Source organism: Nakamurella multipartita DSM 44233 (genome assembly GCF_000024365.1).
In the GTDB taxonomy this organism is placed as follows: domain Bacteria; phylum Actinomycetota; class Actinomycetes; order Mycobacteriales; family Nakamurellaceae; genus Nakamurella; species Nakamurella multipartita.
Map to the genome: position 1 here is coordinate 1395736 of NC_013235.1, position 16250 is coordinate 1411985.

16 protein-coding genes and 2 pseudogenes are annotated in these 16250 nt (G+C 70.0%); 14 read left to right on the forward strand and 4 right to left on the reverse strand.

Translation table 11 applies throughout. The annotated features are described in order from the left end of the window. The first annotated feature begins 17 nt into the window (after positions 1–17). From purN to NAMU_RS06360, 5 genes are all read left to right on the forward strand, one after another. Positions 18–644: a phosphoribosylglycinamide formyltransferase gene (purN, locus tag NAMU_RS06340; RefSeq protein ID WP_015746585.1), complete on the forward strand. Its 627-nt coding sequence runs from the start codon at positions 18–20 to the stop codon at positions 642–644. Continuing rightward, on the forward strand, positions 641–2212 hold the full coding sequence (gene purH, locus NAMU_RS06345) for a bifunctional phosphoribosylaminoimidazolecarboxamide formyltransferase/IMP cyclohydrolase (RefSeq protein WP_015746586.1): 1572 nt from the start codon (positions 641–643) through the stop codon (positions 2210–2212). Before purN ends, purH begins: the two co-directional genes overlap by 4 nt. Positions 2213–2254: 42 nt before the next feature. After that, positions 2255–2875, forward strand: coding sequence for a pentapeptide repeat-containing protein (locus NAMU_RS06350; protein WP_015746587.1), 621 nt, complete (start codon positions 2255–2257; stop codon positions 2873–2875). 134 nt (positions 2876–3009) lie between these two features. Then, positions 3010–3720: a Pr6Pr family membrane protein gene (locus tag NAMU_RS06355; protein WP_015746588.1), complete on the forward strand. Its 711-nt coding sequence runs from the start codon at positions 3010–3012 to the stop codon at positions 3718–3720. 281 nt (positions 3721–4001) lie between these two features. Then, on the forward strand, positions 4002–5096 hold the full coding sequence (locus tag NAMU_RS06360) for an IS110 family RNA-guided transposase (protein WP_052307831.1): 1095 nt from the start codon (positions 4002–4004) through the stop codon (positions 5094–5096). 30 nt (positions 5097–5126) lie between these two features. Here NAMU_RS06360 and NAMU_RS29110 read toward each other — a convergent pair whose 3' ends face one another. After that, positions 5127–5486 carry a hypothetical protein gene (locus NAMU_RS29110; protein WP_015746589.1) on the reverse strand — a complete coding sequence of 120 codons (360 nt, stop codon included), beginning with the start codon at positions 5484–5486 and terminating at the stop codon, positions 5127–5129. Positions 5487–5553: 67 nt separating this feature from the next. Between NAMU_RS29110 and NAMU_RS06370 the strand changes: the two genes are divergently transcribed. From NAMU_RS06370 to NAMU_RS06380, 3 genes are read left to right on the forward strand one after another with little or no spacing between them, the layout of a single operon-like run. Further along, a complete protein-coding gene (locus tag NAMU_RS06370) occupies positions 5554–6189 on the forward strand; it encodes a hypothetical protein (protein WP_015746590.1) in 636 nt (211 codons plus the stop codon). Positions 6190–6213: 24 nt separating this feature from the next. Continuing rightward, positions 6214–7077, forward strand: a complete 864-nt coding sequence (locus NAMU_RS06375) for a bifunctional methylenetetrahydrofolate dehydrogenase/methenyltetrahydrofolate cyclohydrolase (RefSeq protein ID WP_015746591.1) — start codon at positions 6214–6216, stop codon at positions 7075–7077. Continuing rightward, positions 7074–7340, forward strand: coding sequence for a DUF3017 domain-containing protein (locus tag NAMU_RS06380; protein ID WP_015746592.1), 267 nt, complete (start codon positions 7074–7076; stop codon positions 7338–7340). Before NAMU_RS06375 ends, NAMU_RS06380 begins: the two co-directional genes overlap by 4 nt. A 10-nt stretch (positions 7341–7350) precedes the next feature. Here the strand turns inward: NAMU_RS06380 and NAMU_RS06385 are convergent, their stop codons facing one another. Next, entirely contained in the window at positions 7351–7812 is a 462-nt protein-coding gene (locus NAMU_RS06385; protein ID WP_015746593.1) for a MarR family winged helix-turn-helix transcriptional regulator, read from the reverse strand. 201 nt (positions 7813–8013) lie between these two features. On the opposite strand from NAMU_RS06385, the gene NAMU_RS06390 reads away from it, so the two are divergent. After that, positions 8014–9228 carry an NADP-dependent isocitrate dehydrogenase gene (locus NAMU_RS06390; RefSeq protein WP_015746594.1) on the forward strand — a complete coding sequence of 405 codons (1215 nt, stop codon included), beginning with the start codon at positions 8014–8016 and terminating at the stop codon, positions 9226–9228. A 129-nt stretch (positions 9229–9357) separates the two neighbouring features. On the opposite strand, the gene NAMU_RS06395 is transcribed toward NAMU_RS06390, so the two are convergent. After that, positions 9358–10755, reverse strand: a complete 1398-nt coding sequence (locus NAMU_RS06395; RefSeq protein ID WP_041368389.1) for an IS110 family RNA-guided transposase — start codon at positions 10753–10755, stop codon at positions 9358–9360. 610 nt (positions 10756–11365) lie between these two features. Here NAMU_RS06395 and NAMU_RS06400 point away from each other — a divergent pair. The 4 genes and pseudogenes from NAMU_RS06400 to NAMU_RS06415 all read left to right on the forward strand — a co-directional run. Continuing rightward, a pseudogene (locus tag NAMU_RS06400) lies at positions 11366–12028 on the forward strand (IS110 family transposase); the annotation flags it as partial. A 384-nt stretch (positions 12029–12412) separates the two neighbouring features. Next, complete coding sequence (locus NAMU_RS06405; protein ID WP_245544824.1) at positions 12413–12826, forward strand: hypothetical protein; 414 nt, start codon at positions 12413–12415, stop codon at positions 12824–12826. Between the two features lie 111 nt (positions 12827–12937). Next, a complete protein-coding gene (locus NAMU_RS06410; RefSeq protein WP_015746596.1) occupies positions 12938–14419 on the forward strand; it encodes a DDE-type integrase/transposase/recombinase in 1482 nt (493 codons plus the stop codon). Beyond that, a complete protein-coding gene (locus NAMU_RS06415) occupies positions 14416–15231 on the forward strand; it encodes an ExeA family protein (protein WP_015746597.1) in 816 nt (271 codons plus the stop codon). The genes NAMU_RS06410 and NAMU_RS06415 overlap by 4 nt, the downstream gene beginning before the upstream one ends. Positions 15232–15234: 3 nt before the next feature. Here NAMU_RS06415 and NAMU_RS06420 read toward each other — a convergent pair whose 3' ends face one another. Next, positions 15235–15432 (reverse strand): hypothetical protein, encoded by a 198-nt coding sequence (locus tag NAMU_RS06420; RefSeq protein ID WP_041368506.1) that lies wholly within the window; start codon positions 15430–15432, stop codon positions 15235–15237. Between NAMU_RS06420 and NAMU_RS06425 the strand changes: the two are divergent. After that, positions 15367–16107 (forward strand): annotated as a pseudogene (locus tag NAMU_RS06425) (IS110 family transposase); the annotation flags it as partial. The gene NAMU_RS06420 and the pseudogene NAMU_RS06425 overlap by 66 nt on opposite strands. Positions 16108–16250 lie beyond the last annotated feature (143 nt).

The window sequence follows — 16250 nt, forward strand, 5'->3', positions numbered from 1 at the left end:
AAGATCCCGAACCAGTCGTGCCCCCAGTCGAGAACCCCAAGAACGTGGTCGTCCTCGCGTCCGGCTCCGGAACGCTGCTGCAGGCGCTGCTGGATGCGCCCGATCCCAAGCCGTTCCGGGTGGCCGCGGTCGGTTCCGACCGCTCGTCCTGCGTGGCCCTGGACCGGGCCGCCGGGGCCGGCGTGCCCACCTTCAGCTGCCGGGTCGCCGACCATCCCGACCGGCCGGCCTGGAACGCCGCACTGGCCGCCGCGGTGGCCACCTACGCGCCGGACCTGATCGTGCTGGCCGGCTTCATGAAGCTGCTCGCGCCGACGTTCCTTGACGCCTTCGACGGCGCCTTCACCAGCAAGGTGATCAACGCGCACCCGTCGCTGCTGCCGGCGTTCCCGGGCATGCACGCCCCGGCCGACGCGCTGGCCCACGGGGTCAAGCTGACCGGCTGCACCGTCTTCCTGGTGGACGCCGGGGTGGACGCCGGCCCGATCGTCGCGCAACGGGCGGTGCCGGTGGCCGACGACGACGACGCGGACACCCTGCACGAACGGATCAAGGTCGTCGAGCGAGCGCTGCTGGTCGACGTGGTGACCGCCCTGACGGCGGCGCCCTACACGGTGAACGGACGAAAGGTGATGCTGGGATGAGCACCCAGGACGGGCGTCGGCCCATCCGGCGGGCCCTGCTGTCGGTGTCGGACAAGTCCGGCCTGCTGGAGTTGGCCGCCGCGCTGCACGCCGCCGGGGTGAGCATCGTGTCCACCGGCGGGTCGGCCCGGGCGATCGCCGACGCCGGCATCCCGGTCACCCCGGTCGAGCAGGTGACCGGCTTCCCGGAGTGCCTGGACGGCCGGGTCAAGACCCTGCACCCGGCGATCCACGGCGGCCTGCTGGCCGACACCCGGCTGCCCGACCACCTGCGCCAGGCCGACGAGCTGGGCATCGAGCTGTTCGACCTGGTGGTGGTCAACCTCTACCCGTTCCGGCAGACCGTGCGCTCGGGCGCCTCGTTCGACGAGTGCGTCGAGCAGATCGACATCGGTGGCCCGGCCATGGTCCGGGCCTCGGCCAAGAACCACCCGTCGGTGGCGGTGGTGGTCGACCCGGCGCGCTACCCCGACATCGAGCAGGCGCTGGCCGACGGCGGGTTCACCCTGGCCCAGCGGGCGGCGCTGGCCGCGGCCGCGTTCGCGCACACCGCCGCCTACGACATCGCCGTCGCCTCCTACCTGGGCGGGGCGACGACCGGAGCCGACGGCTGGCCCGAGTTCACCGGGGCGAGCTGGGACAAGATGTCCACGCTGCGCTACGGGGAGAACCCGCACCAGGCGGCGGCGCTGTACCGGCACTGGCGGGTCGGGCTGGCCTCGGCCGAGCAGCTCCACGGCAAGGAAATGAGCTACAACAACTACGTCGACGTGGACGCCGCCTGGCGGGCCGTCGGCGACTTCGCCGATCCGGCCGTGGCCGTGGTCAAGCACGCCAATCCCTGTGGCATCGCCGCGGTGACCGGTGGCGCCGACGACACGATTGCCCGGGCCCACCGGCTCGCCCACGCGTGCGACCCGGTGTCGGCCTTCGGCGGGGTGATCGCCGCGAACCGCCCGGTGACCATGGAGATGGCCGAGCAGATCGCCGACGTGTTCACCGAAGTGGTGCTCGCCCCGGCTTTCTCGGCCGACGCGGTGACGGTGCTGACCCGCAAGAAGAACATCCGGCTGCTGGTCATGCCGGAGGGCGCCGCGCCCGATCCGATCGAGTTCCGGTCGATTTCCGGCGGGGTGCTCGCGCAGCGCCGGGACCAGCTGGACGCCCCCGGCGACGATCCGGCGACCTGGACCCTGGCCGCCGGCCCGGCGGTGGACGAGGCGACGCTGGCCGACCTGGTCTTCGCCTGGCGGGCCTGCCGATCGGTGAAGTCCAACGCCATCCTGCTGGCCGCCGACGGCGCGTCGGTGGGCATCGGCATGGGGCAGGTCAACCGGGTCGATTCGGCTCGGCTGGCCGTGGAACGGGCGGGGGAGCGGGCCCGTGGTTCGGTCGCCGCGTCCGACGCGTTCTTCCCGTTCGCCGACGGCCCGGAGATCCTGATCGCCGCCGGGGTGCGGGCGATCGTGCAGCCCGGCGGTTCGGTCCGCGACCCCGAGGTCATCGCGGCGGCCGAGCAGGCCGGGGTCAGCATGTACTTCACCGGGACCCGCCACTTCTTCCACTGACGAGTCGAGACCGGACGATCCGAACCTGACTGGCGGCCCGCAATGGCCCTGCAACTGACCGAGACCGAGTACGTGGACGAGGATTTCGCCGACGTCGACCTGACCGGCCAGGAGCTGGCGGACATCACCTTCACCGGGTGCGACTTCACCGAGGCCGCCCTGGTGGGGGTGCACACCCGCCGGGTGACGTTCACCAACTGCCGGTTTCGGGGGACCGAGCTGTACGACAGCACCCACCGGTCCACCTCGTTCGCCTCGTGCACGTTCGAACGGGCCGCGCTGCACGGGATGTCGCTGCACGGCTGCCGGCTGACCGGGTCCAGCTTCACCGACTGCCGGACCCGGCCGCTGACCATCCGGGACTGCGATCTGACCCTGGTCTCGCTGGCCGGGGCGAACCTGGCCGGGGTCGATCTGTCCGGCTTGCGGCTGCGCGAGGCCAATCTGGTGCGGGCCGACCTGTCCGGGTGCGACCTGCGCGGGGCCGACCTGACCGGCGCGCGGGCCGAGCGGCTCAACCTGACCGGCGCCGATCTGCGCGGCGCCCGGGTCGACGCCGGGCTGTGGGTGGCGGCCGTGCTGACCGGCGCCCGGGTGGACATCGACCAGGCCGTGCTGTTCGCCGCCGCGCACGGCCTGGCCATCGGCTCGGCCGAGGACTGACCGGCGCCGGCGCCGACGACCCGGGGCGGTCCACGGGCCTCGGCCTGTCGCGCGGCGGGCGTTCCGGCCGGTCGGGTAGAACTGGTCGCGGGACCCGGACCGGCCGCGTTCTCGCAGATGGCGGGGAGGATCGAGTGCGACAGGGACGGACCTGGGTCCTGGTCTGGTCGGTGCTGCGATTCGCGATGGCCGCGGCCGTGGTCGCCGCCATCGTCGGGCAGCTCATCCGCAGCGTCGGGATCTCCGCGGACAAGGGGTGGCCGATCGCGGGGACCGTGATCGACTTCTTCAGCTTCTTCACCATCGCGTCCAATTGCGGGTCGGTGCTGGCCCTGACCATCGGCGGGATCATCGGCCTGTCCCGGGCGCGCGTGGATCCCCGATGGTTCGCCGTCCTGCTGGCCTGCGTGAGCACGTACATGCTGATCACCGGTCTGGTCTACAACCTGCTGCTGCGCAACATCCCGCTGCCGCAGGGCAGCACGGTGCCCTGGTCGAACGAGATCCTGCACGTGTGGGCGCCGCTGTTCCTGCTGTTGGACGTCGTCCTGGCGCCCAAACGGCGGGTGGCGCCCTGGTCCACGCTGGGCGCGATCATCGTCTTCCCGGTGATCTGGGCGATCTACACGCTGGTCCGCGGGCCCCTGGTGCACGACTTCCGCACCGGCAACGACTGGTGGTACCCCTACCCGTTCCTCAACCCGCACGTGCAGCCCTGGGGCTACGGCAGCGTCGCCCTGTACGTGCTGGGCATCGCCGTCGCGGTGATCGGCATCGGCGCGTTCGTCGTGGCCATGAGCCGACGCTTCGGCGTGTCCGACCGGACGCCCGCCGCGATCAGCTGACCGCCCGCACCCGCCGCTCCGACCCGCTTCGACCCGACCTGGCCTGACAGTGAGGATGTAGGGGTGGATCGCCGTCGAGCTTCGGCTTGACTCGTGCCCTGACTGACCGTGGTGTCCTGAACGGGATGTGTCGGCCGGGGTTCGGCGGCGATCTCGGCACCTGCCGGACGGGCGTCGTGACCTTATAGGAGCCTGGCCAGAGGCCCCGTCACTGTCTTGTCCGCCCGCCCGACCGGCGCGTGCCGCCCTTCCCGGTTCAGCGACAGGACGGCAGGTCAACGATGACAGCAGTACAAGCGGAGCGACAAGCAGACTCATCGGCGGTCGAGGTGGTCGGCGGTGTGGACACCCATAAGGACACCCACACCGCGGCAGCGGTGGACACCGCGGGGCGGGTGTTGGGGTCGGCCCAGTTCCCCACCGACGCCGCCGGCTACCGGGCGTTGCTACGGTGGCTGCGCGGGTTCGGGACGCTGCTGCTGGTCGGTGTCGAGGGCACCGGTGTCTACGGGGCCGGCCTGGCCCGATTGCTGGCCGCCCAGGGCGTGGCCATGGTCGAGGTCGACCGGCCCGACCGCAAGGCCCGCCGGTGGCAGGGCAAATCCGATCCCGTCGATGCCGAGGCTGCGGCCCGGGCCGCGTTGGCCCGGGTGCGCACCGGGCTGCCCAAGCATCGAGACGGTCGTGTCGAGGCGCTGCGGGCATTGCGGGTGGCGCGCCGTTCGGCCGTCGGGCAACGCGCTGACGTGCAGCGACAGATCAAGGCGCTGATCGTCACCGCACCGGAATCGCTGCGCGCCCAGCTGCGGGCGTTGCCCGACCGAGAACTGATCAAGGTCTGCGCCGACCAGCGGCCGGACCGTGCCGGTGCCGGCGATCCGGGCACGGCCACCAAGATCGCGCTGCGCTCTCTTGCTCGGCGCCACCGGGCGCTCAGCGTCGAGATCGCCGATCTCGACGAGCTGCTCGGTCCGCTCGTGGCCCAGATCAACCCCGGGCTGCTCGCACTCAAAGGCATCGGTCCCGACGTGGCCGGGCAGATGCTCGTCACGGCCGGCGAGAATGCCGACCGCCTCACCAACGAGGCCGCCTTCGCGATGCTGTGCGGCGTGGCGCCCTTGCCTGCTTCGTCGGGCAGGACGACCCGGCACCGGCTCAACCGCGGCGGAGACCGAGCCGCCAATAGCGCACTCTGGCGCATCGTCATCACCCGCATGGGCACCGATGATCGAACCAAGAACTACATCGCCCGACGCACCGCCCAGGGGCTGACCAAGCCCGAGATCATCCGCTGCCTCAAGCGATATGTCGCCCGAGAAGTCTTCCTCGCGCTTACGTCCGCGTCCGCAGAAAAACGACCCGCCAAAGCAGCTTGACAACCATAGGAGCATCCCGACCCGACCCGGTCAGGCCGGCGGCGCGGACGCGTCCGGGGTGACCCGATGCCAGCGGCGCCACGGCCACCACCAGCGGCGCGCGCCCGTGCCGTGCGGCGCAGCGGCGGATTCGGACCCCGCCGCCGGTTCGGCCGCCGGTTCGGCCGCCGGTTCGGCCGCCGGTTCGGCCGCCGGTTCGGCCGCCGGTTCGGCTGCCGGGTCCTCCGCCGGGTCCGCCGAAAGGGCGGCGGCCCGCTCGTGCAGGCGGGCCCGGACATCGTCCGGTTCGTAGGCCCGGCGCTCGCGCTGGTCGCGGGCCACGATCACGCCGGTGGCCGCGACGCCGGCCAGTCCGGCCAGCCCCACCCACTTCCACACCCGATTCGCCACGGCGTCACGGTAGCGGGACGGCGGCCCGCTGCGGGCCGCAGGTGCGGCCGGAGGTTAGGTTGACCCGGTGCCCGATCAGACCCGCCCGGGATCGACCAGCCTGGACGAGGCGGTGGAGCTCACCCGCACCGGCGACGTGTGGTTGTTCCGCGGCCGGACGCTGGCCGACCGCACCATCCGCACCCTGACCAACGCGCCGGTCAACCACGTCGGCATGGCCGTGGTGATCGACGACCTGCCCCCGCTGATGTGGCACGCCGAACTGGGGCGTTCCCTGCCGGATCTGTGGGCCGGCAAGCGCCAGCGCGGGGTGCAGCTGCACGACCTGCGGGACGCGGTGACCGTCTGGGACACCCGGTACGGCGCCCAGGCCTGGTTCCGTCAACTGGTGCCGGAGGCCACCGCGGCCATGGAGGACGCAGTGCTCACCACCATCGCCCGGCTGGACGGCGCGCCGTTCCCGAGCACCTGGAAGCTGACCAAGAGCTGGGCCACCGGCCGGCTGCGCTACCACAAGGACACCGAGACGATCTACTGCGCCGAGGTGGTTGCGGCGACCTACCAGGCGATGGGCCTGCTGCCCGGGCACCGGCCGCAGAACTGGTACGACCCGGGCAAGTTCTGGAGCGGCGACGGCCTCACGCTCGAGGGCGGCGCGACACTCGGCCCGGAGATCGCCGTCCGGTCGGACGCGGCGGGGTGAGATAGTGCCGTTCGTGATCGATTCATGACCGCCGTGCTGCTGGACGGCCGAGCCACCCTGGCCGCGATCAAGCTGGAACTGCGGGAGCAGGTCGCGGCCCTGGCCGCCCGGGGGATCGTGCCCGGCCTGGGCACCGTGCTCGTCGGCGACGACCCGGCCAGCCGCTGGTACGTCGCCGCCAAGCACCGGGACTGCGCCGAGATCGGCGTCGCCAGCATCCAACGCGAGTTGCCGGCCGGGTCCACCCAGGCGCAGGTCGAGGCCGTCGTCGACGAGCTCAACGCCGACCCCGCCTGCACCGGGTTCCTGGTTCAGCAGCCCACCGGCCTGGACGAGTTCGCGATCCTGTCCCGGGTCGATCCGGCCAAGGACGTGGACGGGTTGCACCCGTACAACCTGGGGTCGCTGGTCCTGGGCCACGCCGCGCCGCTGCCCTGCACCCCGATCGGCATCATCGAGCTGCTGCGCCGCTACCGGGTCCGGCTGGCCGGCGCGCACGTGGTGGTGATCGGCCGCGGGATCACCGTGGGCCGCCCGCTGGGCCTGCTGCTGACCCGGCGCAGCGAGAACGCGACCGTCACCCTGTGCCACACCGGCACCCGCGACCTGGCCGCGCTGGTCCGGCAGGCCGATGTCGTCGTCGCCGCGGCCGGCGCCCCCGCCCTGGTGACGGCCGACATGGTCAAGCCGGGCGCGGCGGTGCTGGACGTGGGGGTCAGCCGGGTCGACGGCAAGATCGTCGGCGACGTGGCCCCCGGCGTCGGCGAGGTGGCCGGGTTCCTCGCGCCCAATCCGGGTGGGGTCGGCCCGATGACCAGGGCCATGCTGCTGACCAATCTGGTCGAGGCCGCCGGGGCTCGCGAACCGGCCGTCGATCAGGCCCGATGACCACCGGCCGGGCGATGGTGCGGGCCATCCCGATCACCATCGTGTTGGCCATCGTGGCGTTCGGGCTGGTGCTGATCGCGCTGGCCTACTGGCGGCGCGGTACCGCGGCCCTGGCCCTGGCCATGCTGCTGGCCGGGCTGCTGCGGGCGGTGCTGTCCGAGCGGGTGATCGGGGTGCTGGCGGTGCGCGGCAAGGGCTTCGACGTCAGCTTCTACCTGCTGGTCGGGGCGATGATGGCGACCCTGGCCGTCACGGTGCCCTGACCGCCGGCGGTCACGGCTCCTGCAGCAACCGGCCGAACACGCCGGCCAGCACGGCCGCCTCCTGGTCGGAGATCTGATCGGTGAAGGCCCGCTCCACGCCCGCGATGTGCACGACGGCGGCGCTGCGCAGGGCGGCCCGTCCGGCGCGAGTGAGCTTGACCACCACGCCGCGGCCGTCGTGCGGGTCCGGCAGGCGCTCGACCAGCCCCTCGTCGGCCAGCCGGGCGACCTTGCGGGACAGCCCCGGCTGGGACAGCACCACCCGGTCGACCAGGTCCCGCAGGCGCAGCCGGCCGCCGTGCTCCGCGAGCTGAACCAGCACGTCATAGGTGGACAGCGGGATCTTGCCCGCGTCCTCCAGTTCCTGCCCCAGGCGCTGCATCAGCCGGGCCTGGCACTGCAGCAATCCCTCCCAGGCGGCCTTGCGATCTCCCGAGAAACTCCGCTGGCTGCCGGCTGCGGCTGACCCCATGCGTCCCCCCACACTTGCCGGGTACTGACTTGTCCGTGAGCTGTTTCCCCGACCCGCCGACGCGCATGCACCTGTCCTGACGGTACGGTCTGCGCGGAGATCTCGCACCACTCTTCGGGCCCGTGTCGAGCCTTGTCCCGGGCCCGTGGCAGGACCTGGGCGCAGCAGTTCGGACTGGTATCGAGAAGGAGTACGCGGCATATGGCGAAGATCAAGGTCGAGGGAACGGTCGTCGAGCTGGACGGCGACGAGATGACCCGGATCATCTGGCAGTTCATCAAGGAGAAGCTGATCCTGCCGTACCTGGACGTGAACCTGGAGTACTACGACCTGGGGATCGAGAGCCGGGACGACACCAACGACCAGATCACCATCGATGCCGCGCACGCCATTCAGAAGCACGGCGTGGGCGTCAAGTGCGCCACCATCACCCCGGACGAGGCCCGGGTGGAGGAGTTCGGCCTCAAGAAGATGTGGCGCTCGCCCAACGGCACCATCCGCAACATTCTCGGCGGCGTGATCTTCCGCGAGCCGATCATCATCTCCAACATCCCCCGGCTGGTCCCCGGCTGGACCAAGCCGATCATCGTGGGCCGCCACGCCTACGGCGACCAGTACCGGGCCACCGACTTCCGGTTCCCCGGCGAGGGCACCCTGACCATCACCTTCACGCCCAAGGACGGCTCCAAGCCGATCGAGCACGTGGTCTTCGAGTCGCCCAGTTCCGGTGTCGCGCAGGCGATGTACAACCTGGACGACTCGATCCGCGACTTCGCCCGGGCCTCGCTGAACTACGGTCTGTCCCGCAAGTACCCGGTGTACCTGTCCACCAAGAACACGATCCTCAAGGCCTACGACGGCCGGTTCAAGGACCTGTTCCAGGAGGTGTTCGACGCCGAGTTCATCGGGGCCTTCAAGGAGGCCGGCATCACCTACGAGCACCGGCTGATCGACGACATGGTCGCCTCCGCCCTGAAGTGGGAGGGCGGCTACGTCTGGGCCTGCAAGAACTACGACGGCGACGTCCAGTCGGACACGGTGGCCCAGGGCTTCGGCTCGCTCGGCCTGATGACCTCCGTGCTGATGACCCCGGACGGCAAGACCGTCGAGGCCGAGGCCGCGCACGGCACCGTCACCCGGCACTACCGGCAGCACCAGGCGGGCAAGCCGACCTCGACCAACCCGATCGCTTCGATCTACGCCTGGACCGGCGGCCTCAAGCACCGCGGCAAGCTCGACGGCACGCCGGAGGTCACCGGTTTTGCCGAGGCCCTCGAAGATGTCGTCATCAAGACCGTCGAGGGCGGCAAGATGACCAAGGACCTGGCCCTGCTCGTCGGTCCGGACCAGGAGTGGCTGACCACCGAGGACTTCCTGGTGGCCCTGGACGAGAACCTGGCCACTCGCCTGGGCTGACGCCCGCCCTGGTGGGTTCGCTGATCGCGGGTTGGCGGGTCGCGGGTTCGCTGACCGGAAAATCAACGTGCCGTTGGGCAGCCAAGGGTGACCCGTGGTGGTGACCATCGGGTTGAGTGGGTGTCGGGTTTAGGCGGCCGCGGTCAGGGTGACGTTGAAGCCGAGGGCTTCGAGTTGCCGGACGTGGTTACGGGTTCGGCGTCCGATGTCGATGCGTTGGTCGTTGAAGTCGACGCCGAGGTCGTGGAAGGTCGTGCCGGGGTTGGCGAGCAGGTGCCAGATGATGACAAGGATGGATCGGGCGATGGCGACGATCGTTTTGAGTTTGCCGCGGCGTTTGATCAGGCGTCGATAGCGTTCTCCCAGGAAGGTTTGGGTCTTGCCGCCGGTCGCGGCCGCTTCACCGAGCACGGCGCGCAGGTAACGGTTGCCCTTGCCGGTCTTACCGGTTGTTGATCGTTTCCCGGACTGGATCGTGCGGGGGCACAGCCGGGTCCAGGACACCAGATGGCCAGCGGTCGGGAACCGGCTCATGTCCAGCCCGATCTCGGCGATGATGACCTGTGCGTTGCTTGGGCCGATCCCGGGTATCTGGTCCAGGATCTTGATCATGTCTGCGGCCGTCGGCGGTGTCCGGCGCTGGGCCGCCTCGTCGGCGGGTGCGTTCGCCCTCGTACCGGGCCGAGTTTGGCCATCCGGTGCGGGGCGGTCCGGATCGGGGGTGTTACCGGCCGGCAACCTGGCCAGGAGTGCCTCGATGCGTGCGGTCAGGACGTCGATCTGATCGGTCAGCGTGTCGATCTGATGCAGCAGCATCCGGGCCAGCTCGGCGTGATGATCGTCGAACTGACCGGTCAGCGACTCGACCAGGTCGGCGTGCTTGAGCCGCATCCGGCCGCGGGCCATGCCGGCCAGAACCCGCGGGTCCCGCTGGCCCGCGATCAGGGCCTCAATCATGTCCCGGACGGACAGGGTGTCGATCCTGCTCGCCACGGAGGTGACCTTGATCAGGGCGTCCTCCAGCAGCTTCTCCAGCCGTTGCCAGTACCTGGTCCGGTCGCCGGTCAGATCGGCCCGCATCCGGGTGTAGTCGCGCAACTGCCGGACCTGCGCTGATGGCACGAACGATGGACGCAACAGCCCCTTCTCGGTGAGCTTGGCCAACCACACACTGTCCAGCTTGTCCGTTTTGGGGCGACCGGGGACGTTCTTGACATCGCGGGCATTGACCAACTGCACGTCCAGGCCATGAGCTTCCAGCAGATAGAACCAGATCCGCCAGTAGTCCGAGGTCGATTCCAGGGTCACCTTCTCGATGCCCTGGTCTGACAGCTGTGCGGCCAGGCCCAGGACCGCTCTGGTTCGGGCCGGGACGTCCCAGACTTTGCTCACTCGCCGACCCGTCCCGGACGCGGCTGGTACGCGAACGCAGACTGTGCCCGAGTCCTTGCCCACGTCGATCGCGCAGACCCGCTGCACGATCTGTTCATGGGGTTCGTCGAGGATCTCCTCGACCTGTTTGGTCATCACACCGCGTCGCTCCTTCCCTGAGGTGCACCACCGCCACGGCGGGCTGCCCGGGGGCCTCGGTCGGGAACCGAAAATCTGACCGGCGTGCTCGAAGCAACAGTGCGTGACCCGTCAAGGTCGGGCCCCGGCGCCAGACTGATCAACGGGCTCGAAGCTCAAGCGAACGAATCGGCGTCGACAGGCAACCCACCACCCATTTTCACGCCGTCGTGGCGTCACCGGAAGGGACAGGGTGACTGATCAAAGCCGCGCGGAACCGGACGTTTCCTGGGCCTGGCCGCGGCTTTGATCAGCGAACCGCGGTGGTTCGCGGACGAAAGCCGCGCGGAACCGGGCATTTCCTAGGCCTGGCCGCGGCTTTGATCAGTCACCCTGTCCCTTCCGGTGACGCCACGACGGCGTGAAAATGGGTGGTGGGTTGCCTGTCGACGCCGATTCGTTCGCTTGAGCTTCGAGCCCGTTGATCAGTCTGGCGCCGGGGCCCGACCTTGACGGGTCACGCACTGTTGCTTCGAGCACGCCGGTCAGATTTTCGGTTCCCGACCGAGGCCCCCGGGCAGCCCGCCGTGGTGGTGGTGCACGCTCGGGAAGGGAGACACGCGGTGTGATGACCAAACAGGTCGAGGAGATCCTCGACGAACCTCACGAACGGATCGTGCAGCGGGTCTGCGCGGTCGACGTGGGCAAGGACTCGGGCACAGTCTGCGTTCGCGTACCAGCCGCGTCCGGGACGGGTCGGCGAGTGAGCAAAGTCTGGGACGTCCCGGCCCGAACCGGAGCGGTCCTGGGCCTGGCCGCACAGCTGTCAGACCAGGGCATCGAGAAGGTGACCCTGGAATCGACTTCGGACTACTGGCGGATCTGGTTCTATCTGCTGGAAGCTCATGGCCTGGACGTGCAGTTGGTCAATGCCCGCGATGTCAAGAACGTCCCCGGTCGTCCCAAAACGGACAAGCTGGACAGTGTGTGGTTGGCCAAGCTCACCGAGAAGGGGCTGCTGCGTCCATCGTTCGTGCCATCAGCGCAGATCCGGCAGTTGCGCGACTACACCCGGATGCGGGCCGATCTGACCGGCGACCGGACCAGGTACTGGCAACGGCTGGAGAAGCTGCTGGAGGACGCCCTGATCAAGGTCACCTCCGTGGCGAGCAGGATCGACACCCTGTCCGTCCGGGACATGATCGAGGCCCTGATCGCGGGCCAGCGGGACCCGCGGGTTCTGGCCGGCATGGCCCGCGGCCGGATGCGGCTCAAGCACGCCGACCTGGTGTTGACCACCGCTCTGGATGACGGCCGCTGACCTGTCTTTCGTCATGGGTGCTGCCGACGAACGTGCGCGGGTGTGCTGGCGGGTTGAGTCCGGTCGTCGTCACCGTCAGTGTGACCAGCATCGGAAATGGACAACGGCCCTCCCGCCGACGTGTCCGGGAAGACCTGTGCGGGAGGGCCGTGCTCGGATGCACGGAGGCACCCGTTGGTCACGGTAGAGGCGAATCAGGATCTGGTCGAGTCCCGGCTGACGGGCGGCGGCGTGCCGTGCCCGGTCTGCCCAGGTGTGCTGGCCCCTTGGGGGTGGGCTCGCCGGCGTGACGTCCGAGGCGTCGGGTTACTGCGGCCCCGCCGAGCCAGGTGTTCGTCGTGCCTGATCACGCACGTGCTGCTGCCGGTCACGGTGCTGCTGCGGCGGGCCGACGCGGCCGCGGTGATCTGGGCGGCGCTGGTCGCCCGGTCGGCCGGCCACGGGCACCGGGCGGTCGCCGTCCTGGTCGGGGCGCCGGCGCCGACGGTCCGGGGCTGGTTGCGACGGATGAGCACCCGGTTGGAGCCGGTGCGGGTGCACTTCACCGTCGCTGCCCGGCGGGCCGGGGTGGACCAGCCGGCCCCGGACGCGACTGGCGACGCCTGGCGGGACGTGGTGGCCGCGGTCGCCGCGGCCTGGGTGGCGATCGCGTCCCGGTTCGGGTCGGCCGGTTTGGTCGGCACAGTGACGGCCGGACAGGTCGCCTGTGCGTCCTCGGGCGGCCGGCTCCTGTCCCCGGGTTGGCCCCGGCTCTCGACACCGTGTTGATCAACACGAGTTGCCCCTGACGTCACCGGTGTTGGTCCGGGATCGTCGCGAAGGCCGTTGCCCGGCAACACCTGCCGGGCGGTGAAGCGACGACGAGGACGGGTGTGGTTGATGAGTGTGGACACGGTCAAGCAGCGGGAACGGGCGCAGCAGATCGCGTTGTTCCGATATCAGTTGATCTGCCCGGCGCTGGAACCGGGCCTGTCGACCAAGCAACGCGGACGGGTCGTTCGGGCGATCGCCGACCGGGAACACGACGGCCCGTTCGGCGGCCGGGTCCGATACTCGCGGGAGTCGTTGGACCGGTGGATCCGCCGGTACCGGGCCGGCGGGTTCGAAGGTCTGTGCCCGTCGCCCCGGGAACCCGGCACCCGGATCGACACCGGCGTGTTCGAGCTGGCCGCCGGTCTGAAACGGGAGAACCCGGCCCGCACGGTCGCCCAGGTCGCCCGGATCCTGCGATCCTCGACCGGCTGGTCACCGTCGGAAACGACGCTGCTGCGGCATTTCCACCGGCTGGACCTGATGGTGCCCGGCGGCGCCGGGCCGGCCGTGTTCGGCCGGTTCGAAGCGGCCGATTGCAACGAACGGTGGGTCGGCGACGCCCTGCACGGGCCCAGGGTCGCCGGCCGGAAAACGTACTTGTTCGCGTTCCTGGACGACCACAGCCGGGTGGCCGTGGGGTATCGGTTCGGGTTCGCCGAGGACACCGTCCGGCTGGCCGCGGCCCTGCAACCCGCGTTGGGCAGCCGCGGCGTCCCCGGCTCGGTCTACGTCGACAACGGGTCCGCGTTCGTCGACAACTGGCTGCTGCGGGCCTGCGCGGTGCTCGGGATCCGGCTCGTCCACAGCCGTCCGGGGCAGCCGCAGGGGCGGGGCAAGATCGAACGCTGGTTCCGCAGCGTGCGCGACCAGTTCCTGGTCGAGATCGATGACAGCACCGCCGACCAGATCCGGGATACCGGGATGACCCCCGCCGGCGCCCTGCTGGAACTCAACGGGTTGTTCACCGCCTGGGTCGAGGCGTCCTATCACCACCACGTGCATTCCGAGACCGGGCAGAGCCCCTTGCAACGCTGGACCGACGGGTGGCAGCGGGCCGGCCGGTCTCCGGCGATGCCGACCCCCGCGGATCTGACCGAGGCGTTCCTGTGGTCCGAACAACGCGTGGTCACCAGGACCGCGACGGTGTCGCTGCACGGCAACACCTACCAGGTTCAGGCGGGGCTGGTCGGTCGGAAAGTCGAGTTGGTGTTCTCCCCGTTCGATCTGGAAACCCTGCGGGTCCGCTACGACGGCCGGGACCACGGGCCGGCGGTGCCGCATCGGATCACCCGGCACACCCATCCCAAGGCCAGACCCGAGACCCCTGAACCGGCAACGACACCGCGGACGGGGATCGACTACCTGGCGCTGGTCGCGCAGGACCACCAGCAACAGATCAGTGCCGACCAGAAGATCAACTATCACGCCCTCTACCCAGGTGAGCTGCCCGGGCAGCGCAGCATCGACGACGCCCTGGCCGACCTCAACGGCAACGACGGCAACGACGGCAACGACGGCAACGACGATGGTCAGGCGGTGGCCCGGTGAGCGTGCAACGCCTTCAGGCCCACTACGGCTTCACCCGGATGCCGTTCGGCCGGAACCTGGCCCCGGGCATGCTGCATCGGCACCGCGGACTGGGCGAAGCGATCGCCCGGATCAGCTGGTGCGTCGACCAACACGCCCTCGGCGTGATCACCGGCGAGGTCGGCGCCGGCAAGACCGTCGCCGTCCGCGCCGCCACCGCCGCCCTGGACAGCAGCCGGCACGTCGTCATCTACCTGCCCAACCCGTCCGTCGGGGTCCGCGGCATGCTCCACCACATCGTCGCCGCCCTGGGCCGGACCCCGTCGTTCTACACCTCGATCCTGGCCCCGCAAGCCGCCGACGCCCTCGCGGCCGAACACGCCGAACGCGGCCGCACCCCCGTGGTCGTGATCGATGAGGCGCACCTGTTGGACAACCAGCAACTCGAAGCACTGCGCATGCTGTCCAACCACGACATGGACTCCGGCAGCCCGTTCGCCGCGCTGCTCGTCGGGCAACCCACCCTGCGGCACCGGCTGCGCCTCGGCGTGCTCGCCGCGCTGGACCAACGGATCTCGGTGCGCTGCACCCTGACCGGGATGACCGACCAGGAAACCGCGGACTACCTCACCCACCACCTCAAGATCGCCGGCCGCAGCGACACCCTGTTCAGCGGCGACGCCACCACCCTGATCCACAACGCCGCCCGCGGCTACCCCCGCGCCATCAACAACCTCGCGATCAACGCCCTGACCGCGGCGTTCGCCCGCAACCAGGCCATCGTCGACGAGAAATCAGCCCGGGCCGCGATCGCCGAAACAGGAGGCGAATGACCCTCACATTGACGACGACCCCGCCGCCATGACCACCAAGGCCCCGCCCACCACCACCGGGCGGGGCCTTTCAACACCCAGACCATCGTCAACAACGACGATGCCAACATCGCCATGTAGAGCGCCGGTCAACACCTGGTCGAGTCGCTGACCGGTCAGTTCGACGATCATCACGCCGAGCTGGCCCGGATGCTGCTGCATCAGATCGACACGCTGACCGATCAGATCGACGTCCTGACCGCACGCATCGAGGCACTCCTGGCCAGCTTGCCGGCCGGTCATACCCCCGATCCGGACCGCCCCGCACCGGATGGCCAAGCTCGGCCCGGTACGGGGGCGAACGCACCCGCCGACGAGGCGGCCCAGCGCCGGAAACCGCCGACGGCCGCAGACATGATCAAGATCCTGGACCAGATACCCGGGATCGGCCCGAGCAACGCACAGGTCATCATCGCCGAGATCGGGCTGGACATGAGCCGGTTCCCGACCGCTGGCCATCTGGTGTCCTGGACCCGGCTGTGCCCCCGCACGATCCAGTCCGGGAAACGATCAACCACCGGTAAGACCGGCAAGGGCAACCGTTACCTGCGCGCCGTGCTTGGTGAAGCGGCCGCGACCGGCGGCAAGACCCAAACCTTCCTGGGAGAACGCTATCGACGCCTGATCAAACGCCGCGGCAAACTCAAGACGATCGTCGCGATCGCCCGATCCATCCTTGTCATCATCTGGCACCTGCTCGCCAACCCCGGCACGACCTTCCACGACCTCGGCGTCGACTTCAACGACCAACGCATCGACATCGGACGCCGAACCCGTAACCACGTCCGGCAACTCGAAGCCCTCGGCTTCAACGTCACCCTGACCGCGGCCGCCTAAACCCGACACCCACTCAACCCGATGGTCACCACCACGGGTCACCCTTGGCTGCCCAACGGCACGTTGATTTTCCGGTCAGCGAACCGCCGGGGGCCGCGCTGGTTCGCGGACGAAAGCCGCGCGGAACCGGGCATTTCCTGGGC